Annotated in this window: 15 protein-coding genes; 3 read left to right on the plus strand and 12 right to left on the minus strand. The window is 74.1% G+C overall.

The window, feature by feature from the left end; all coding sequences use genetic code 11:
• Nucleotides 1-3 precede the first annotated feature (3 nt).
• The 3 genes from AB0F18_RS24985 to AB0F18_RS24995 form a co-directional block, all read right to left on the minus strand.
• Nucleotides 4-2121: a calcium-binding protein gene (locus AB0F18_RS24985; protein ID WP_362064275.1), complete on the minus strand. Its 2118-nt coding sequence runs from the start codon at nucleotides 2119-2121 to the stop codon at nucleotides 4-6.
• Nucleotides 2122-2297: 176 nt separating this feature from the next.
• The gene (locus AB0F18_RS24990) at nucleotides 2298-3170 is read right to left on the minus strand and encodes an alpha/beta hydrolase (protein WP_362064277.1); all 873 of its coding nucleotides are present in this window, start codon (nucleotides 3168-3170) and stop codon (nucleotides 2298-2300) included.
• Between the two features lie 304 nt (nucleotides 3171-3474).
• Nucleotides 3475-4167 (minus strand): metal-dependent transcriptional regulator, encoded by a 693-nt coding sequence (locus AB0F18_RS24995; protein WP_362064279.1) that lies wholly within the window; start codon nucleotides 4165-4167, stop codon nucleotides 3475-3477.
• 258 nt (nucleotides 4168-4425) lie between these two features.
• On the opposite strand from AB0F18_RS24995, the gene AB0F18_RS25000 reads away from it, so the two are divergent.
• Entirely contained in the window at nucleotides 4426-5181 is a 756-nt protein-coding gene (locus AB0F18_RS25000; protein ID WP_362064281.1) for an SIS domain-containing protein, read from the plus strand.
• A 3-nt stretch (nucleotides 5182-5184) separates the two neighbouring features.
• Here AB0F18_RS25000 and AB0F18_RS25005 read toward each other — a convergent pair whose 3' ends face one another.
• Together AB0F18_RS25005 and pdxH are read right to left on the minus strand one after the other, a co-directional pair.
• Complete coding sequence (locus AB0F18_RS25005; RefSeq protein WP_362064283.1) at nucleotides 5185-6528, minus strand: PAS domain-containing protein; 1344 nt, start codon at nucleotides 6526-6528, stop codon at nucleotides 5185-5187.
• A 395-nt stretch (nucleotides 6529-6923) separates the two neighbouring features.
• Nucleotides 6924-7547 carry a pyridoxamine 5'-phosphate oxidase gene (gene pdxH, locus AB0F18_RS25010; RefSeq protein ID WP_362064303.1) on the minus strand — a complete coding sequence of 208 codons (624 nt, stop codon included), beginning with the start codon at nucleotides 7545-7547 and terminating at the stop codon, nucleotides 6924-6926.
• A gap of 239 nt (nucleotides 7548-7786) precedes the next feature.
• On the opposite strand from pdxH, the gene AB0F18_RS25015 reads away from it, so the two are divergent.
• Nucleotides 7787-8902: a citrate synthase 2 gene (locus AB0F18_RS25015; RefSeq protein ID WP_362064285.1), complete on the plus strand. Its 1116-nt coding sequence runs from the start codon at nucleotides 7787-7789 to the stop codon at nucleotides 8900-8902.
• Between the two features lie 60 nt (nucleotides 8903-8962).
• Here the strand turns inward: AB0F18_RS25015 and AB0F18_RS25020 are convergent, their stop codons facing one another.
• The 7 genes from AB0F18_RS25020 to AB0F18_RS25050 all read right to left on the minus strand — a co-directional run bounded on the left by AB0F18_RS25020 (nucleotide 8963) and on the right by AB0F18_RS25050 (nucleotide 18044).
• Nucleotides 8963-9595 carry a TetR/AcrR family transcriptional regulator gene (locus AB0F18_RS25020; protein ID WP_362064287.1) on the minus strand — a complete coding sequence of 211 codons (633 nt, stop codon included), beginning with the start codon at nucleotides 9593-9595 and terminating at the stop codon, nucleotides 8963-8965.
• On the minus strand, nucleotides 9583-10323 hold the full coding sequence (locus tag AB0F18_RS25025; RefSeq protein WP_362064289.1) for an enoyl-CoA hydratase family protein: 741 nt from the start codon (nucleotides 10321-10323) through the stop codon (nucleotides 9583-9585). Before AB0F18_RS25025 ends, AB0F18_RS25020 begins: the two co-directional genes overlap by 13 nt.
• Nucleotides 10324-10524: 201 nt before the next feature.
• Nucleotides 10525-11688, minus strand: coding sequence for an acyl-CoA dehydrogenase (locus AB0F18_RS25030; RefSeq protein ID WP_362064291.1), 1164 nt, complete (start codon nucleotides 11686-11688; stop codon nucleotides 10525-10527).
• Entirely contained in the window at nucleotides 11685-13592 is a 1908-nt protein-coding gene (locus AB0F18_RS25035) for a biotin carboxylase N-terminal domain-containing protein (RefSeq protein ID WP_362064293.1), read from the minus strand. The genes AB0F18_RS25030 and AB0F18_RS25035 overlap by 4 nt, the downstream gene beginning before the upstream one ends.
• A gap of 8 nt (nucleotides 13593-13600) precedes the next feature.
• Nucleotides 13601-15199, minus strand: coding sequence for a carboxyl transferase domain-containing protein (locus AB0F18_RS25040; protein ID WP_362064295.1), 1599 nt, complete (start codon nucleotides 15197-15199; stop codon nucleotides 13601-13603).
• A complete protein-coding gene (locus tag AB0F18_RS25045; protein ID WP_362064297.1) occupies nucleotides 15196-17247 on the minus strand; it encodes an acyclic terpene utilization AtuA family protein in 2052 nt (683 codons plus the stop codon). The genes AB0F18_RS25040 and AB0F18_RS25045 overlap by 4 nt, the downstream gene beginning before the upstream one ends.
• Entirely contained in the window at nucleotides 17244-18044 is an 801-nt protein-coding gene (locus AB0F18_RS25050; protein ID WP_362064299.1) for a TIGR03084 family metal-binding protein, read from the minus strand. The genes AB0F18_RS25045 and AB0F18_RS25050 overlap by 4 nt, the downstream gene beginning before the upstream one ends.
• A 351-nt stretch (nucleotides 18045-18395) precedes the next feature.
• Between AB0F18_RS25050 and AB0F18_RS25055 the strand changes: the two genes are divergently transcribed.
• On the plus strand, nucleotides 18396-20012 hold the full coding sequence (locus tag AB0F18_RS25055) for an alpha/beta fold hydrolase (protein WP_362064301.1): 1617 nt from the start codon (nucleotides 18396-18398) through the stop codon (nucleotides 20010-20012).
• Nucleotides 20013-20321: the final 309 nt, after the last annotated feature.

Genomic DNA, 20321 nt, shown 5'->3' on the forward strand with positions numbered 1-20321 from the left:
GGGTCAGGGGCAGCTGATGCGGATGTCGCCCGGGTCGGTGGTGCAGGTGTCGGTGTTGTAGCCGCCGTTGGCGGTGTCGTTGCCGGAGACCCCGTCGACGGTGTCGAGGCGGTCGCTGCCGTAGTAGCCGGTCAGGGTGTCGCTGCCGGTGCCGCCGATGAGGGTGTCGTCGCCGAAGCCGCCGTCGACGTTGTCGTTGCCGGGGCCGGCGTAGACCGTGTCGTTGCCGTAGCTGGACCTGACGGTGTCGTTGCCGCTGAGGGCGCAGATGACGTCGTTGCCGTAGCCGCCGGTGAGGGTGTCGGGGCCGCTGGTGCCGGTGATCGTGCAGCCGTGGGCGTTGTTGACGGTGCTGGTGGCCGTCGCCGTGTTGTTGCCGGTGGCCGGGTCGGTCTGCGCGGCGGAGGCGGTGGCGCGGTCGGAGAGGGTGCCGGTGGCGCGGGGTTCGGCGACGAGCCTCACCGTGGTCTGGGCGCCGGGGGCGAGGGTGCCGAGGGTACAGCCGGCGCTGGTGGCGGTGAGGGTGCAGGTGCCCTGGCCGGGGGTGGCGGACAGGAGGGAGCCGGGGCCGGTGAGGGTGTCCGTCAGGCTGACGCCGGTGGCCGTGGTGGTGGTGCTCGTGTTGGTCACCGTCACGGTGTACGTGGCCTGGTCGCCGATGCTGACGGAGGCGGGGCCGGTCTTGGTGACGGCGAGGTCCACTCCCGGCGGGGGCGGCGGGGTGGTGACCTGGTAGCGGACGAGGCCGCGGTCGTCGCCGGTGTTGCCGGAGACGACGATCTTGCCGTCGGACTGCAGGGCCACCGCGGTGGCGCTGTCGAAGTAGCCGTAGGAGACGTCGGTGGTGACCTTGCCGCCGGTGCCGAAGCCGGTGTCCAGGGAGCCGTTGGTGTTGTAGCGGGCCACGCCGAAGTCGGCCTGGCTGATGCCCGCGGCGACGATCTTGCCGTCGGTCTGGAGGGCCAGGTCGGCGCTTCCGTCGAGGGTGTTGGTGCCGAAGTCGGTGGTGAGCTTGCCGTCGCCGTCGAAGGCGGCGTCGGGGCTGCCGTCGGTGTTGTAGCGGGCCAGCGCGAAGTCGAAGCCGCTGTTGCCCGCGGCGACGATCTTCCCGTCGGGCTGGATCTTGACCCCGTTGGCGACGCCGGGCCCGGCGAAGGCCGTGGTCACCTTGCCGTCGGTGTCGAACGAGGTGTCGAGGCTGCCGTTCGGCTGGTAGCGGGCCAGCGTGAAGTCGGAGGCGTTGGAGGGGTAGTTGTAGCCGGAGCGCCCCGAGATGACGATCTTGTCGTCGGACTGGAGGGTCACGTCGTACGCGGTCGCGGCGCCCCCGGCGAAGGAGGTGGTCACCTTGCCGTCGCCGTCGAGGCTGGGGTCGGGGCTGCCGTCGGTGGCGTTGTAGCGGGCCAGTGCGACGTCGGAGCCGCTCATGCCCGCGACGACGATGGCGCCGCCCGGATGGAGAGCGATGGCGAAGGCCTCCTGCTGGCCGCCGGTGCCGAAGTCGGTGAGGAGGAAGCCGTCGCCGTCGAAGGAGGTGTCGAGGCTGCCGTCCGGGTGGTAACGGGCGACGGTGAATGCCCCGCCGGAGTCGGGTTCCGCGCTGTAGCCGGCCACGACGATCCTGCCGTCCGGCTGTACCGCCACCGCGTTGGCCACGTCGTCGCCGCCGCGCAGGTCGGTCACGATCCTGCCGTCGCCGTCGCCGTCACCGTTGAAGGTCGGGTCGAGGCTGCCGTCGGTGTTGTAGCGGGCCAGCGCGAAGTCGGAGTAGCCGCCGGCGGCCGGGACGGTGAGGCCGACGGTGACGATCTTTCCGTCCGCCTGGAGGGCCATGTCGCGGCTCTCGTCGTAGCCGCCGCCCCCGAAGTCGGTGGCGACCCTGCCGTCACCGTCGAAGGTCGGGTCGAGGTCGCCCGGTGCGGCCAGCGCGGTCGCGGGCAGGGCCAGGACGAGCGCCAGGCCTGCGGCGGCGGCCGCGACCGCGTTGCGGCGCAGCGTTCTCCTGAGGCCGGAGACGAGGGTGGGCCGGGGATCGCACCCGGCTGGTGATGTGAAGGTGGTGGCCGTGGATACGGCCGTGGAGGGGGAGGAGGAGATGGATGTGGACGGGGACGTGGACATCGAGACCCTTCGTCTGCTCACCGCCGACATACAGCGGGCCGGCGGCTCCCACTGGACAGGCCACAGCCTGTTGGGGCCGCCGCGGCCGGGCACGTGCGGCGGGCCGCGCTGGGCTCACTGGAGGGCCGTGATCCACCCCATCGGGTGAGCGTCGCGCCGGCGGGGGGCCGGGCAGGTCATCGGGAGGCCATACCGGCGACCTGCTCCAGGAACGGCTCCAGTGCCGCGCGCAGGGCCGCCGGCTGGTCGTAGTGGACGTAGTGGCCGGCGTCCGGGATCTCGGCGTACTGGCCGGCCGGGAGGACGCGGACCATCTCCTGGGCCTCGGCGCGGCCCAGCTCGCCGTCGAGGGCGCGGACGACGAGGGTGGGGCAGCGGACCTTGGCCAGCTCCTCCCAGTGGGCGTCGTGCACCCAGGTCTCGCGGGCCGTCAGCATCTGGCGGCGGGAGAAGAGCGGGCGCCAGCCGTCGGGGGCCTGGTGCATCACCTCGGCGAAGAAGGCGCCGCGGCCGGGATCGGGGCGCTCCACCCGGGGGTCGTCCTCGCCGAACCAGCGGCGGGCGGCGTCCTGCGTGGGGAAGGGCAGCGGCCAGCGGCGGAACCATTCCTCCCACTCCTGCTGCGAGGCCTCGCCGAGCGCGGAGGCCCGCATGTCGCAGATCACCAGGGCCCGGACGAGGTCGGGGCGGCGCGCGGCGAGCTGCCAGCCCGTGAGGGCGCCCATGGAGTGGCCGATGAGGATCACGGGGCCCAGGCCGAGCTGCTCGACGGCCGCCTCCGCGTCGGCCACGAAGGCCTCACGGCCCAGGGAAGGGCCCGGGACGTGCGTCGCCGGGTGCTCGCTCCGGCCGTGCCCGCGCTGGTCCAGGGCCACGACGCGGCGGTGCTCGCCCAGCCAGTGCGCGGTACCCGCCCAGTGGAGGGCCCGGCCCATCAGGCCGTGCAGTAACAGGACCGCCGGTTGCAGGGGATCGGCGGGCGGATCGCGGAACTCCCAGGCGGCCAGTCGGACGCCGTCGGCTGCAGTGACATCGATGCGCTGGACCACCGAGGTGCACCCCCTTCGCTCCCGGCCAGACTATCGAACCCGCATTCGAAAACGGGCGTCTCGCCGACAACACCGCTCTTTCGAGTGACCTTGCTCAAGGATTGACCGCCACTGCCGATGGAGATCCTTTCAGCAGGGAGGCGGGCCGCTCGGGGAAGACGGTCCGAAGGGGATGACCTTGAGAGCTCGGGGCTCCAGGTCAGCTAGGGGAGGACCGGTCCCGGCGCCGCGAGGCGCCGGGACCACTCGTCTTCCGGGGCGGGTGCGATCGGGGCCCCGCCCGCGTCAGCGCTCGGCGAGGACGTCAGCGCTTGGCGACGAACACGTGCGAGGCGATGTCGGCGTCCAGCTCCGCGGCTTCGCCGCCGCTGCCGACCAGCACCCCGCCCGGGGACTCCGTCACGCTCACCACGGAGCCGGGCTGCACGCCCGCGCGCCGCAGCGTGTACATCAGCTGGGCGTCGGTCTGGATCGGCTCGCCGATCCGGCGGACGACCACGGTCTTGCCCTCGCTGCCCGGGTCGAGCTCGGACAGGCTGACCATGCCGGCCTCGATGAACGGGTCCGCCTCGGCCTTCTCGCCCAGCTCCTCCAGACCCGGGATCGGGTTCCCGTACGGCGACTCGGTCGGGTGCCGCAGCAGCTCCAGCACGCGCCGCTCCACCGCCTCGCTCATCACGTGCTCCCAGCGGCAGGCCTCGGCGTGCACCTGCTCCCACTCCAGGCCGATGACGTCGACCAGGAGGCATTCGGCGAGCCGGTGCTTGCGCATCACACGCGTGGCGAGCTTGCGGCCCTCGTCGGTCAGCTCCAGGTGCCGGTCGCTGGCCACCGCCACCAGGCCGTCGCGCTCCATGCGCGCCACCGTCTGGCTCACCGTCGGGCCGCTCTGGTCCAGCCGCTCGGCGATCCGGGCGCGCATGGGGACCACGCCTTCCTCTTCCAGCTCGAGGATGGTGCGGAGATACATCTCCGTGGTATCGATCAGTCCGGACATTCGTGCCCCTCGGATTGCGTGCGCTGGCCCTGTCCCCAATTCTGACGCATCGGGCCGACAACCGTCCCGCGCCTGACGTCAAGGCATCTACGGGACATCTGCCCGGAGCGCCGGGCCACCACCCCGGAGGCGCGGTGCGCGGGGCTCCGGGCCGCGGATTGACGTCCGTATTGACACGTCCTTGGTCCAGACCGCACGGTGAGCGGCGGACACCGACGACGCACCCACCGCACTCCACCCTGGAAGGGCCTACGGCGTATGAGCGAGAGCAAGCTGGCCGGGCAGTTCTTCGACGCCGCCATCGGGCTGCTGGAGCGGGTGCGCGACGAGGAGGGCGGACGGATCGCCGAGGCCGGGGCGGCGATCGCCGAGGCCGTGGCGACGGGGCACCGGCTGTTCGCCTTCGGCGCCGGACACTCCTCGCTGCCCGCGCAGGACGTGGTCTACCGGGCCGGCGGGCTGGCGCTGATGAACTTCCTCGCCGTACCCGGCACGGCCGGCGTCGACGTCATGCCGGCCACGCTGGGCAGCGCGCTGGAGCGGGTCGACGGGCTCGCCGGAGCGGTCCTGGACAGCAGCCCGGCCTCCGACGGGGATGTGCTGGTCGTCATCTCGCTCTCCGGGCGCAATGCACTGCCGGTCGAGATGGCGATGAACGCCCGGGCGCTGGGCCTGACCGTGATCGGCGTGACCTCGGTGGCGTACGCGACGGAGACGAAGTCGCGGCACGTGTCGGGGACCTTCCTGAAGGACCACTGCGACATCGTCCTCGACAGCAAGATCGCGGTCGGCGACGCGGAGCTGACGGCGGACGGCATCGACGCGCCGTTCGCTCCCGCGTCGACGGTGGTGACGAGCGCGATCATGCAGGCGGTGATGGCGGCGGCCGCCGGGGAGCTGGCCGCCCGGGGGGTGGAGCCGCCGCTGCTGCGGTCGGGGAACGTGGACGGCGGGCACGAGTGGAACGGCCGGGTGATGCGGGAGTACGGCGACCGGATCTTCTTCCGGCACTGACCCTCACCTGACCGGCACGTCGCCCTGCACCCCTGGCTGCTGGGCGGCCAGGTCGAGGTCGGCGGCCACACGGGCCGCCACCTCCTCCGCGTACGCCGCGTCCGGGTGGGTGAACGCCGGACGGGAGGGCCCGCGGACGAAGGTCAGGATGCCCACGGTGCGGCCGCGGCTGCGCAGCACCGTGCACAGCGCGTGCGCCGCCCCCGGTGGCCACTGCCGGGCCCGCGCCCACCCCACCGCCGCCTCGCTGCCCGGCGCCCCCGGCGCGCTCGCCCGGACCGGGCCGATCCGGTCCAGCGCCTGGAGCGCCGGGTGCGCCGCCTCGTAGCGGACCGGGATCGCCCCCGGCCCGGGCAGCAGGAGGGCCAGCCCCGACGGGGACACCGCCGAGCGGACCAGCCGCCGCCCGTCCGCCGCCAGTACGTCGACCAGCGCGTGCTCCGCGAACCCGGCCAGCGCGAAGTCCAGCCGTACGGCCGCCGCCTCCGCCGGGTCCGGGCACTCGGCGGCGGCCCGCCCCGCCCGGTGCAGCTGGTTGGACCGGAACCGCACCTGCCCGGTGTCCAGCTCGGCCTGCCGGGCCTCGGTGACGTCCTGGAACAGCCAGCCCACCCCCAGCGGCACCGGCTCCTCCGCGAGCGGCGAGGCCAGCCGCAGGAACCCGCACCGCCAGCAGCGCCGCCGCTCCCCCTCCGGGGTCCGCACCGACACCCACAGCTCCACCGGCCCCGGCGGCGCCCCCTCGGCCAGTACGTGCTGGAGCGCCCCCTCCAGTTCCTCGACGCCCTGGGACAGCAGCTCGCCGAGCGGCCGCCCGAGCAGCGTCGTGCGCCCGGACCCGAAGGCGCGGGCGGCGTGCGCGTTGACCACGGCCGGGCGCAGGTCCACGTCGACGAGGACGACTCCCCAGGAGGCGTCGTCCATCAGGGCCTCGCTGAGGGCGATGGAGCGTTCGAGGTCGATCTGGGCGTGGACCTCGCTGAAGGCGCAGTAGACCCCGGCCGGCTTCCCGTCGGCGCCCGGAACCCCGGCGGACTGGGTCCGTACGAGGATCCGCCCGCCGTCCTTGGTCAGTAAGGCGAACTCGTGGACCTGCCGGCCCGGCGCGTCCTGCGCCGACATCAGCCGGTCCTGCACGTCGTCCGCGTCGGCGGCGCGCACCGCCCAGCCCGCGAACCCCCTCCGGCCCACCGCCTCGGCGGCGCTCCAGCCGAGGATCCGCTCGGCCTCGCGGTTCCAGTGGGTGATCACGCCGTCGGAGTCGAACGCGCACAGGGCGGCGTCCATCCCGTCGAGCAACGCTGCGAGCAGATCGTCGGTGGTCTCACTACGTCCGAAAGCACTCACCTGGCACCCCCTGCAGGTGTTCGCGTGTGCGGCACGTCAGATCATTGAACTGGAACGTGACCCAGGCCACACCCGCTTCCCGGAATCCTCCCGGAATGTCCGGTGCGTAAATGGGTTGAGGCTCTCCGGGAGGCGGCCTAGGCTCTGCCGTACACGAGAAGGGAGGTGGTTCCCGAAATGTACGGAAACCGGACGCGTGAGGTGGCTGCGGGCTAAGGGCCCGTCGTCAGCAACGCACCCAGTGCGGTGCCCGGCGGAAGCTAGCCGCCCGGTGCCAATCCCAAGCAGTCACCCGACCCGCGGGCTCGCCGGTACGTCCGGCCGGCTCCTCTCACTGCAGGAGAGGAACCCGAGCCCGCGGGTCGCCTGCGTTCTCCCCAGCCCCTCGCGGGCCCTCAAGGGCAGAGGCGCTCGACCCGCCACTCGTCCCCGTCGAGGACGTACCGCAGCCGGTCGTGCAGCCGGTTCTCGTGCCCCTGCCAGAACTCCAGCGCGTCGGGCACCACCCGCAGCCCGCCCCACTCCGGCGGCACCGGCACCTGCTCGCCCTCCGGGTACCGCTCCGCCAGCTCCGCGTAACGGCGGTCCAGCTCGGCCCGCGAGGCGATCACCCGGGACTGCTCGCTCGCCCAGGCACCCAGCTGGGAGCCGTGCGGCCGGGAGCGGAAATAGGCGGCCGTCTCGTCCCGGCCGATCCGGGCGGCCCGGCCGGTCACGATCACCTGGCGGGCGATGGGATGCCAGGGGAAGAGCAGCGAGACGAACGGGTTCTCGTCGATCTCGCGCGCCTTGCGGGAGCCGTAGTTCGTGAAGAAGACGAAGCCCCTCGAATCGAACTGCTTCAACAGGACGGTGCGGGAGCTGGGGCGGCCGTCGGAGGTGGCGGTCGAGACGACCATCGCGTTCGGCTCGAAGAGGTCCGAGTCGGCGGCCTCCTGGAACCACCGGGCGAACTGCGCCATCGGCTCCTCGGCGAGAGCCGCCTCCTCGACGATCTCGGAGCGGTACTGCTTGCGCATGGCGGCGGGGTCAATGTCCTGATCGGTCACACGGTCATCCTGCCGCAGCAGCGCGACGGCGGGTGTGCCGTATGTCACGCTTCCGAAGGCCCAGCGGAACGGACACACTCTTGGGGCCGGTCCGAGGGTCCCCGCACGGATGACCTTCGGCCGTGCCGGGCATCAACGGTGATGACCGCGCCGGACCGCGAATCACGCCGGGAGCCGCGCGTGTTCGCACTATCTGAGGGAGCCGCCTGATGTCCGACTTCGTACCCGGACTCGAAGGGGTCGTCGCGTTCGAGACAGAGATCGCCGAGCCCGACAAGGAAGGCGGATCGCTCCGCTACCGGGGGGTGGACATCGAAGACCTCGTCGGCCACGTCTCCTTCGGGAACGTCTGGGGCCTGCTGGTCGACGGTGCCTTCAACCCCGGCCTGCCGGCCGCCGAACCCTTCCCGATCCCGGTCCACTCCGGTGACATCCGCGTCGACGTCCAGTCCGCGCTCGCCATGCTCGCACCCGTGTGGGGCCTGAAACCGCTCCTCGACATCGACGTGCAGACCGCCCGCGACGACCTCGCGCGGGCCGCCGTCATGGCCCTCTCGTACGTCGCCCAGTCCGCCCGCGGCCAGGGCCTGCCCATGGTGCCGCAGCGGGAGATCGACAAGGCCGAATCCGTCGTCGAACGGTTCATGATCCGCTGGCGCGGCGAGCCCGACCCCAAGCACGTCAAGGCCGTCGACGCCTACTGGACCTCGGCCGCCGAGCACGGCATGAACGCCTCCACCTTCACCGCCCGCGTCATCGCCTCCACCGGCGCCGACGTCGCCGCCGCCCTCTCGGGTGCAGTCGGCGCCATGTCCGGACCGCTGCACGGCGGCGCGCCCTCCCGCGTCCTCGGCATGATCGAGGAGATCGAGCGCACCGGCGACGCCGTGGCGTACGTGAAGAAGGCCCTCGACAAGGGCGAGCGGCTGATGGGCTTCGGCCACCGCGTCTACCGCGCCGAGGACCCGCGCGCCCGCGTCCTGCGCCGCACCGCCAAGGAGCTGGACGCCCCGCGCTACGAGGTGGCCGCCGCGCTGGAGAAGGCCGCCCTGGAAGAACTGCACGCGCGCCGCCCCGACCGGGTGCTCGCGACCAACGTGGAGTTCTGGGCCGCGATCATGCTGGACTTCGCGGAGGTCCCCGCGCACATGTTCACGTCCATGTTCAGCTGCGCCCGTACGGCCGGCTGGTCCGCGCACATCCTGGAGCAGAAGCGCACGGGCCGCCTGGTCCGGCCCTCGGCCCGCTACATCGGCCCGGGCCGCCGGGACCCCCGTGACATCGAGGGGTACTCCAACATCACGGACATCGCCTCCACGGGCTGAGTCCCCTCACGTGCCGGTGGGCGCCGCACCCCTCGCGGGGGTGCGGCGCCCTTGCGCGTCTTACCCCAGGACGGTGTCGACGATCCGGGACCACTGGGCGACGACCCGGTCCCGGCGGGCCGTGTCGTCGGTCAGGACGTTGGCCAGGCCCAGGCCGCGGGCCATGTCGAGGAGGCCCTGCACGGTCTCCCGCACGCCCGGCACCGACTCGTCCGCGCCCAGCAGCTCGACCGCGATGCGGTGGGTCTCCCGGCCGACCCGGGCCTCCAGCTCCGTGACCTGGGGGCGCAGCTGCTCCTCGTTGGAGGCGGCGACCCACAGCTGGAGCGCGGCCCGGAACAGTGCCCCGGTGTACAGGTCGACCAGGGCCTCGACGACCGCCGGCCGGGGGGCCGGGGCGGCGTGGAAGAGCTCGCGCAGGGCGGTGGAGCGTTCCTCGGCGACGTACTCGACGGCGGCCGTGAACAGTGACTCCCGGGTGGGGAAGTGGTGCTGGGCCGCACCGCGCGAGACGCCCGCGCGTTCGGCGACGACGCCGACGGTGGAGCCCGCCCAGCCGTGCTCGGCGAGGCAGGAGACGGCCGCCTCCAGGAGGTGGCGGCGGGTGACCCGGCTGCGGGCCTGCTTGGGGACGGCGCCGGTGGCGGGGGCGGCGGGGCCGGGGGCGGCGCCGGCGCCGGTCAGCGTACCCATGACGGGTCCCGGCGCTCGAAGCGGGCGGTGATGCCCTCGCGGGCCTCGTCGGAGGCGAAGAGCCGCGCGGAGAGTTCCATCAGGCGCTCGCCGTCCCGGTCCAGGGCCTCCCGTACGCCGGCGGCCACCATCGCCTTGGTCTCCGCCAGGGCCTGCGGGGAGGCCTTGCGCAGCCCGTCGAGTACGGGCGCGAGGGCGGTGTCCGGGTCCCCGTCGGTGTGCAGGGTCAGCAGCCCTATGCGGGCGGCCTCGGCGGCGTCGAAGGGCTCGGCGGTCAGGAAGTAGCGGGAGGCCGCGCGGGGGTCGAGGCGGGGCAGCAGGGTCATCGAGATCACGGCGGGCGCCAGCCCGAGGTGGGTCTCGGTGAAGGCGTACGAGGACTGCGGGCCGGCGACGGCGATGTCACAGGCGCCCAGCAGACCGAGGCCGCCCGCACGGACGTGGCCCGTGACGCGGGCGACGACCGGCTTGGGCAGGGCGGTGAGCTCGCGCAGGAGGGCGAGGAGGTCGGCGGCGTCGCAGGGGGACTTCAGGTCGGCGCCGGCGCAGAAGGTGTTGCCGGTGTGGGTGAGGACCACCGCGCGGGTGCCGGGGTCGGCGCCCGCCCCGGCGAGCCCGGCCCGCAGCTCGGCGACGAGCTGCGCGGAGAGCGCGTTGCGGTTGGCCGGGGAGTCGAGGGTGAGGGTGGTGATGCCGGTCGCCTGGGCGGCGTGCACGAGTGGGGCCATGTTTCCTCCGGAGGCTCTACGAACGGGGCGGCATCCTCCCGGCCGTCCCCCCGGGGGGAGGGTACGCGCCACCCCCCACCCACCTGGGCCCCATTCACCCGGTCGTGGCACCCGCGCCCTGGCCGGGCGTTGTGCGGGGTCGGGGGTGGCCGGGGTGGCCAGGTCCTTGCAGGCCGGCCAAATCCAGCCTCGCCGGCGTGGTCAGTATGACTTCGGGAGGCGCAGCGTCTGGTGGGAGACGAAGTTGAGGATCATCTCCCGGCTGACCGGAGCGATCCGGGCCACCCGGGCCGCCGTGATCAGGGACGCCAGCCCGTACTCACGGGTGAGCCCGTTCCCCCCAAGGGTGTGCACGGCCTGGTCCACCGCCCGAACGCACGCCTCCCCCGCCGCGTACTTCGCCATGTTCGCCGCCTCCCCGGCCCCCAGGTCGTCCCCCGCGTCGTACAGCCGCGCAGCCTTCTGCATCATCAGCCGCGCCAGCTCCAGCTCGATGTGCGCCGCCGCCAGCGGATGCGCAACGGCCTGGTGGGCACCGATCGGCTCCTGCCACACCTGCCGGGTGCGGGCGTACTCCACCGCCCTGCCGAGCGCGTACCGCCCCATCCCGATGGCGAACGCCGCCGTCATGATCCGCTCCGGGTTCAGCCCCGCGAACAGCTGCAGGAGTCCCGCGTCCTCGTCTCCGACCAGCGCTTCGGCAGGGAGGCGGACCTCGTCCAGGACCAGTTCGAACTGCTTCTCCGCCGCCTGGAGTTCCATGTCGATCACGGAGCGGGAGAAGCCGGGTGCGTCGCGGGGGACGATGAACAGGCAGGGCTTCAGACGGCCCGTACGGGCGTCCTCGGTGCGTCCCACGATCAGCGTGGCGTCGGCGATGTCCACGCCGGAGATGAACACCTTGCGGCCGGTGAGGACCCACTCGTCGCCCTCGCGCCGCGCGGTGGTGGTGATGCGGTGGGAGTTGGAGCCGGCGTCGGGTTCGGTGATCCCGAAGGCCATCGTGCGGGTGCCGTCCGCGAGGCCGGGCAGCCAGGCCCGCTTCTGGGCCTCGGTGCCGAAGCGGGCGATGACCGTGCCGCAGATGGCCGGGGAGACGACCATCATCAGGAGCGGGCAGCCGGCCGCGCCCAGTTCCTCCAGGACGATGGAGAGTTCGGCGATCCCGCCGCCCCCGCCCCCGTACTCCTCGGGCAGGTTGACCCCGAGGTAGCCGAGCTTGGCGGCGTCGGCCCACAGTTCGTCGGGGTGGCCGCCCTCACGGGCGACCCGGGCGAGGTAGTCGCGGCCGTAGCGCCGCCCGAGGGCGGCGACGGCGGAGCGCAGGGCCTGGTGCTCTTCGGTTTCGGTGACGGCGGGGCTCATGACGGCGTTTCCTCCTGGACTACGGCGAGCAGGGCGCCGAACTCGACCTGGTGGCCGGTGGCGGCGTGGAGCGCGGTGAGCGTGCCGGAGGCGGGGGCGAGGATGCGGTGCTCCATCTTCATGGCCTCCAGCCAGAGCAGGGGCTGCCCGGCGGTGACGGCGGAGCCGGGGGCGAGGCCCTCGGCGACGCGGACGACGGTGCCGGGCATGGGGGCGAGCAGGGACCCCGGTTCGGTGCGGTCCTGGGGATCGGGGAACCGGGGGACGGGGAGCAGGGTGTGGGCGCCGAGGGTGGAGTCCACGTAGACGGTGTTCGATTTGTGTTTCACGTGGAACGTGCGCCGGACGCCGTCGACTTCGAGGGTGACGAGGGTGGGTGTGGCGGCCAGGACGCGGACGCCGGGTCGGTCGACGGGCCGGTACTGGACCTCGTGCTCGGCGCCGTCGACCGTGTAGCGGCGGGTCTGCGGCTGGGAGCGGAGGTTGCGCCAGCCTCCGAGGCGGGCGGTGAGCGGGGCGTCGGGGGCCGGGGCCGCTTCGGCGAGGGCTGCGGCGAGGCAGGCGAGGGTGGGGTCGGGGACGCCGTCGGTGAGGGTGTCGAGGTGGCGGTCATAGAAGCCGGTGTCGAGCCGGGCAGCCGTGAACTCCGGGTGGCGCAGGGAGCGGACGAGGAGCTCGCGGTTGGTGGCCAGGCCGTGGATCCGGGCCCGGGAGAGGGCGTCGGCCAGGACGCGGACGGCTTCGGCGCGGGTGGGGGCGTGGGCGATGACCTTGGCGAGCATCGGGTCGTAGTGGACGGAGACGGTGTCCCCGGCCGTGAACCCCGTGTCGACGCGGACGTGCTCCGGCAAGGAGAGGGTGTGCAGGACGCCCGTCTGCGGGCGCCAGTCCCGGGCGGGGTCCTCCGCGTACAAGCGGGCCTCGACGGCATGGCCCGAGGGCTGGGGCGGGACGGGCGGCAGGGCTTCGCCCTCGGCGATGCGCAGCTGGAGGGCCACCAGGTCGAGGCCGAAGACGGCCTCGGTGACCGGGTGTTCCACCTGGAGGCGGGTGTTCATCTCCAGGAAGTACGGGCGGCCGTCGGCGCCGACGAGGAACTCCACCGTGCCCGCGCCCCGGTACGAGACGGCCCGGGCGGCGGCCACGGCGGCGGTGTGGAGGCGTTCGCGGAGGTCCTGGGGGAGGGCGGGGGCCGGGGCCTCCTCGATGACCTTCTGGTGGCGGCGCTGGAGGGAGCAGTCGCGGGTGCCCAGCGCCCAGACGGTGCCGTGGGCGTCGGCGAGGACCTGCACCTCGACGTGCCGGCCGCGCTCCACGTACGGCTCGGCGAACACCTCGCCGTCGCCGAACGCGGACAGGGCCTCGGCGCAGGCCGCGTCGAGGGACTCCTTGAGGGAGTCGAGGTCCCGTACGACGCGCATCCCGCGACCGCCTCCGCCCGCCGCGGCCTTCAGCAGCAGGGGCACGTCCGCGGCGGTGGCCGTGGCGGGGTCCACGGGCTCCAGCAGTGGCACTCCGGCGGCCCGCATGAGGTCCTTGGCCCGGGTCTTGGAGGCCATGGCCTCGATCGCCGCGGGCGGCGGGCCGACCCAGACCAGGCCGGCGGCCTCGACCCGGCGGGCGAAGTCCGCGTTCTCGGAGAGGAAGCCGTACCCCGGGTGGACGGCGTCCGCGCCCGCCGCGCGGGCCGCCCCGATCAGCAGGTCGGCGCGCAGATAGGTGTCGGCCGGCGCGGCCCCGGGCAGCCGGACGGCCGTGTCGGCCGAGCGGACGTGCAGGGCGTCGGCGTCGGGGTCGGAGTGGACGGCGACCGTGGCCAGGCCCAGGGCGCGGGCCGTACGGAAGATCCGGACGGCGATCTCGCCCCGGTTGGCGACGAGGAGGGAGGTGATCGGGTTCGTCATGGGCGGGCTCACATCCGGAAGACGCCGAAGCCGCCACGGGCGCCCTCGACGGGGGCGTTGTGGACGGCCGACAGGCACAGGCCGAGGACGGTACGGGTGTCGCGCGGGTCGATGACGCCGTCGTCGTACAGCCGCCCGGACAGGAACATGGGGAGGGACTCGGACTCGATCTGCGCCTCGACGAAGGCCCGCATCCCGGCGTCGGCCTCCTCGTCGTACGGCTGCCCCTTGGCGGCGGCGGACTGCCGGGCCACGATCGAGAGCACGCCCGCGAGCTGCTGCGGTCCCATGACGGCGGACTTGGCGCTGGGCCAGGCGAAGAGGAACCGTGGCTCGTAGGCGCGGCCGCACATGCCGTAGTGGCCGGCGCCGTAGCTGGCGCCGATGAGGACGGACAGGTGCGGGACCCGGGAGTTGGACACCGCGTTGATCATCATCGAGCCGTGCTTGACGATGCCGCCCTGCTCGTACTCCTTGCCGACCATGTAGCCGGTGGTGTTGTGGAGGAACAGGAGCGGGATGTCGCGCTGGTTGGCGAGCTGGATGAACTGGGCGGCCTTCTGTGATTCGGCGCTGAACAGCACGCCCTGGGCGTTGGCGAGGATGCCGACCGGGTAGCCGTGCAGGGTGGCCCAGCCGGTGACGAGGCTGGGGCCGTAGAGGGGCTTGAACTCGTCGAAGTCGGAGCCGTCGACGATGCGGGCGATGACCTCGCGCGGGTCGAAGGGGGTCTTCAGGTCCGGCGGGACGATCCCGAGGAGCTCCTCCGCGTCGTACAGCGGCTCGGCGGCGCGGGGCGGTTCGGGGTACGGCTTGCGGTGGTTGAGCCGGGCGACGATGCGGCGGGCCTGGCGGATGGCGTCGTACTCGTCGAGGGCGTAGTGGTCGGCGAGGCCGGAGACGCGGGCGTGCATGTCGGCGCCGCCGAGGGACTCGTCGTCGCTCTCCTCGCCGGTGGCCATCTTGACGAGGGGCGGACCGCCCAGGAACACCTTGGAACGGTCCTTGATCATGACGGTGTGGTCGGACATCCCGGGGATGTACGCGCCGCCGGCGGTGGAGTTGCCGAAGACGACGGCGACGGTGGGGATGCCGGCGGCGGAGAGGCGGGTGAGGTCGCGGAAGATCGCCCCGCCGGGGATGAAGATCTCCTTCTGGGAGGGCAGGTCGGCGCCGCCGGACTCGACGAGGCTGATGCACGGGAGCCGGTTCTGCAGGGCGATCTCGTTGGCCCGCAGGGCCTTCTTGAGGGTCCAGGGGTTGCTGGCGCCGCCGCGCACGGTCGGGTCGTTGGCGGTGATGAGGCACTCGACGCCCTCGACGGTGCCGATGCCGGTGACCATGGAGGCGCCGACGGGGTGGTCGCTGCCCCAGGCGGCGAGCGGGGACAGTTCGAGGAACGGGGTGTCCGGGTCGAGCAGCAGCTCGACCCGTTCGCGGGGGAGCAGCTTGCCGCGGGCCCGATGGCGGGCGGTGTACTTCTCCCCGCCACCGGCAAGGGCCTTGGCATGCTCGGCGCCCAGCGCGCCGAGCCGCTCCAGGGCGGCGGCACGGGCCTGCGTGTACTCGGGGGCGAGGGGGTCGACGGCGCTACCGAGACGGCTCATGAACGGGTCCCCTCCGGGGCGGGTGGCGTTGGGGGCGGTGCCCCGGTGGTGGGGGCGGGTGGCGTGGGGGGCGCGGCCCCCGCAGCGGGGGTGGATGGCGTCTGGGGCGCCCCGGCGGCGGGCGGCAGGTGCGTCGCGTCGGCCCGAGCCGGAGGGTGGGCCTCGTCGGCCGGGGCCGGCGGGAGGAGGTGCGTCGGGATGTCGGCGTGGCGGGCGCGGAGCCATTCGCCGAGGGCCTTGGCCTGGGGGTCGAAGCGGTGCCCGGAGGCGACCCCGTCGCCGAGGATCCCGGCGACGGTGAAGTTCAGTGCCCTGAGGTTGGGCAGGTCGTGGCGGGCCACGGCCAGGGGGGCGGTCTCGGGCAGGAGGGTCTGGAGGGCCTCGACGGTGAGGGTGTCGCGGAGCCACTCCCAGGCCGCGTCGGTCTCGACCCAGACCCCGATGTTGGCGTCACCGCCCTTGTCCCCGGACCGGGCCCCGACCAGCACCCCGAGGGGGGCCCGGGTGGTGGGTCCGGCGGGCCGCCCGGGCCCTGCGGGGCTCTCCCCCACCCCACCCCTTCCCGAAACCGGGGCTCCGCCCCGGGCTCCTCCCCGGGGCTCCGCCCGAGACCCCTCGGGGGCTCCGCCCCCGGCCCCGCCGACGGCGCGCACGCCAGCCGGGTCGGCCGGCGCCGACGAGGCCGGGGCGAGGAGGATCGGGGCGGAGCCGCGGGATTCGGGGAGGGGTGGGGTGGGGGGATTCGAGCGGTCGGGGCCGACCCGTAGGCGGGTGCCGTTCGGTAGGACCACCGTGTGGGGGACCCGGGGCGCCGGGATCGTGGTCGACGTGAAGACCCCGTACGGCTGGGCCGGCCCCGGCGGGGAGGTGACGTGGAAGCCCGGGTAGCTCGCCAGGGCCAGTTCGATCGCCGCCCCCGTCAGGCCGCGGCCCACCCGGTCCGGCGACGGGTCGCGGACCACCAGCCGCAGCAGGGCGCTCGCCGTCTCCTCCGTGTCCGCGTCCGCGTGGTCGGTGCGGGCCAGGGTCCACGTCACGCCCGCCACCCCCGCCAGGGCCTCCGCCAGCTGCTCGCGCACCAGCGCCGCCTTCGCCTCGACGTCCAGGCCCGTCAGGACGAAGACGACCTCGTTGCGCCAGCCCCCGACCCGCGTGACCCCCACCTTGAGGGTGTCCGGCGGCGGCTCCCCCACGGTCCCGCTGATCCGGACCCGGTCCTCGCCGTCCGGGGTCAGGCGGACCGTGTCCAGGCGGGCGGTGACGTCGGGGCCCACGTACCGCGCGCCCTGGGTCTCGTACAGGAGCTGGGCGGTGACCGTGCCCGGGGAGACGAGCCCGCCCGTGCCGGGGTGTTTGGTGACGACCGCCGAGCCGTCCTCGAAGACCTCCGCCAGCGGGAAGCCGGGCCGGCGCACGTCGTGGGCGGTGAAGAAGGCGTAGTTGCCGCCGGTGGCCTGCGTACCGCATTCCAGGACGTGCCCCGCGACCACCGCCCCCGCCAGCCGGTCGTACTCCTCGGGCCCCCAGTCGAACCACCAAGCGGCCGGCCCGCTCACCAGCGCCGCGTCGGTGACCCGGCCGGTGACGACCACGTCCGCGCCCGCTCGCAGGCAGGCCGTGATCCCGGCGCCGCCCAGGTAGGCGTTGGCGGTGAGCGCGCCCGCGCCCGTCACCGCGTCCCCGTACGGCATCAGGTCGTCGCCCTCGACGTGCGCGACGCGTACGGGCACCCCCACCTTCGCCGCCAGCGCGCGCACCGCGTCCGCCAGCCCGGCCGGGTTCAGCCCGCCCGCGTTCGCGACGATCCGCACGCCCCGCTCGTGCGCGAGCCCGAGCCCCTCCTCCAGCTGCCGCAGGAAGGTCTTGGCGTAGCCGAGGTCCGGGTTCTTCAGGCGGTCGCGGCCGAGGATCAGCATGGTGAGCTCGGCGAGGTAGTCGCCGGTCAGGACGTCCAGCGGGCCGCCGGTCAGCATCTCGCGTACCGCGCCCAGCCGGTCGCCGTAGAAGCCCGAGGCGTTGCCGATGCGCAGCGGGCGCCGGACCGTCACCGCTCCCCCCGCGGCTGGCGGCCGGCGCCGGCCGGGCCGGCGAAGGCCTGGGCGATGTCCAGCCACCGGCCGGCGTCGGGGCCGGAGGCCGTGAGGGCGAGGTCGGCGCGGTGGGCGCGCTGGGTGACCAGCAGGCAGAAGTCCAGCGCCGGGCCCGTGACCCGCTGCCCGGCGTCCTCGGGCCCGTACGCCCACACCTGCGCCCCGTCGGGAGCGGTCAGCTCCACCCGGAACTCCTCCCGCGGCACCGCCAGTCCGCGCACCGCGTACGCGTAGTCCCGCGCCCGTACCCCGATCCGCGCGACGTGCCGCAGCCGGGCGGTCGGGGCCCGGCGCACGCCGAGCGCGTCGGCGACGTCCTGGCCGTGGGCCCAGGTCTCCATCAGCCGGGCACTGGCCATCGAGGCGGCCTTCATCGGCGGCCCGTACCAGGGGAACCGGGCGTCGGGCGAGGCGGCGGCGAGGGCCCGGTCCAGCGCCTCCCGCCCGGCCCGCCAGCGCGCCAGCAGCTCGGCGGGCGCCAGCCGGGCCCCTTCCTCGGCGCCCTCGTCGACGAAGGACTCCGGCGCCTTGAGGGCCACTTCCACCTCCCGCGCGAACCCTTCGGCGTCGGTGAGGGCGAGCAGTGCGGCCCGGTCGGTCCAGTGCAGGTGGGCGATCTGATGGGCGACGCTCCACCCCTCGGCGGGCGTCGGCCGCGCCCACTCGGGTGCCGCCAACTCCCCTACGAGGGCGTCGAGTTCACGCCCCTCCTCGCGGAGATCGGCGAAGACGGCGACGACGGACGGCTCGGGCACGGCGTGCTCCCCTCTCGGCGTGAGGCGAACTCTGACAGCCGCAAAGGAAACAATCAAGCACGCTTGCATGATTTTCATTCGGTCCCGTCCGTTTCCCGCCACCCGGCCAACCGGCATCCGCCGCACGGGACTTGACCACGCCCGCCCCTTCCCCGAGGCCCGCGGGGCCGCCGCCGACGCCCACCCCCACGGCGCGTTCCGGCCGTACGCCACGAGCCCCCGAACACGCCCCGCGCGCCGCGCCGATACTGGGGGCGCCGCCCGTACCACCGGAGCAGAAGCAGCGCACGCACCCCCCGCATCCGAACACGTCCCTGCCACGCGACGACGAGACGACGAGGATGATCCGACGTGAACCCAGCTGCCCACTCCCTCTACCCCGAACTCGACGCGACCGCCCTCACCGCCTTCGCCGCCGCCCTCGAAAGCGGCGAGCCCGCCGGCCTGCCGCCCGCGCGCGCCGCCGAGGTCGCGGCCGTACGGGCCGTCGCCGTCTTCAGCCGGGGCAAGGTGACCGGCGCCGAGGGGGACCTCCTCGACGCCGCGCTCTGGCGGCACACCGGGTCCGGGCCGCGCCCGGTGGTCGTGATGCCCGCGCCGTGGACGGACCTGGGCTGGCTCGCGTACGCCGTCCAGGCGTCCCGGTTCGCGGTGCGCGGCTACGACGTCCTCGCCTACAGTCCGCGCGGGTTCGCCGCCTCCGAGGGCCACGCCGACTTCGCCGGGCCGCTCGACGTGACCGACGGCCGACGCGCCCTGGACCACCTCCTGGAGCGCGCCGCCGGGCCCGTCACCCGCATCGGGTTCCTCGGCGTGTCGTACGGCGCCGGCATCGCGCAGCTCGTCGCCGCGCACGACGCCCGGGTGGACGCGGTGGCGGCGCTCAGCGGCTGGGGCGACCTCGCGGAGGTGCTCCACGAGAACGCCACCCGCCGCACCGCCGCCGCGCACGCCCTGCTCACCGCCTCCCCGCGGGCCCGGCTGAGCGCGCCGACGCAGCGCGCCCTGGAGAACGTCCTCGCCCACCGCGACACCCGGGAGGCCCTGGCCTGGGCGGAGCAGCGCTCACCGTTCACGCACGTCAAGGAGCTGGGCCGGCGTCAGGTGCCGGTCTTCTACTCGCACGCCTGGCACGAGACCCTCTTCCCCGCCCACCAGGTGCTGAGGACGTTCCAGGAGCTCACCGGCCCCAAGCGCATCGACCTGTCCATCGGCGACCACTGCGTCCCCGAGACGACCGGCCTGCCGGGGCTGCCGAACCGGATCTGGACGGACGCCCACCGCTGGTTCGACCACCACCTCCGCGGCCTCGGCAACGGCATCGACGAGGAGGGGGAGGTGCTGTCGGAGGTGATGTGGAGCCGGGCCCTGGAGCCCTCCCCCACCTGGTCCGCCCTCACCCGCCGCATCCGCCGCCTGCACCTCACCGGCACCGGCGAACTGGCCGACGAACCCGACCCCGGCTGGGCGGCGGTCGTGCTGTGCGGGGTCGAGGCGCCGGTGACCGTGGCCGACGAGATCGCCCGCTCCGGGTACGCGGAACTGGCGGGCCGGCCGAAGCCCTACCCGGAGGCCGCCGCCATGGACCGCACGGCCGCCGCCGTGTGGACCGCCGCCCCGACGACGGCCACCACCCGCCTGCGCGGCACCCCGCGCCTGCGCGTCACCTACCGCGCGGCCAATTCCGGCTCCACCTTCGTCGCGTACCTCCTGGACCTGGCGCCCGACGGCTCGGCCCGCCTGATCACGCACGCCCCGTTCAGCGACCTGGACTCCCCGCCGGACAGCCTGATCAGCGCGGACATCGACCTCCAGCCGACGGCGTACGACCTCCCGCCGGGCCACCGCGCCCTGCTGGCCCTGACCCCCAGGGACCCCTTCTACGCCGACGCCAACCTGCCGCGGGCGACCCTGTCGTTCACCTCCCCGGAGCCGACGCCGTCGTATGTGGAGCTCCCGGTGGGGTGAGGCGGTTTGGTGGTACGTCGGCACGTGGGGGCGGGCTTTTCCCCCCGCGAGGCGCCGGGGGCGGGGCGGTGGCTGCCCACCCGCCGCGGGGGGCTACGGGGGGGGCGGGGGTGGCACAGTGCGGCGGGGGTGGGGGGTGGGGGACCCCGCCGGGCGGGAGCGATGGGCGGGGCGGGGCCGGGGGTGGGCCGGGTCCCGGTGGGGCGGTCTCAGGGAGGGGTTGGGGTTTTCCCGTCAGTCTCATCGTCCTTCCGTGTCGGGCCGGCCTGTCAAGGGCGCTCCTTCGTCGCGTCGCTTCGCGATGGCCTT

This window comes from Streptomyces sp. NPDC029216, assembly GCF_040648015.1.
GTDB lineage: Bacteria > Actinomycetota > Actinomycetes > Streptomycetales > Streptomycetaceae > Streptomyces.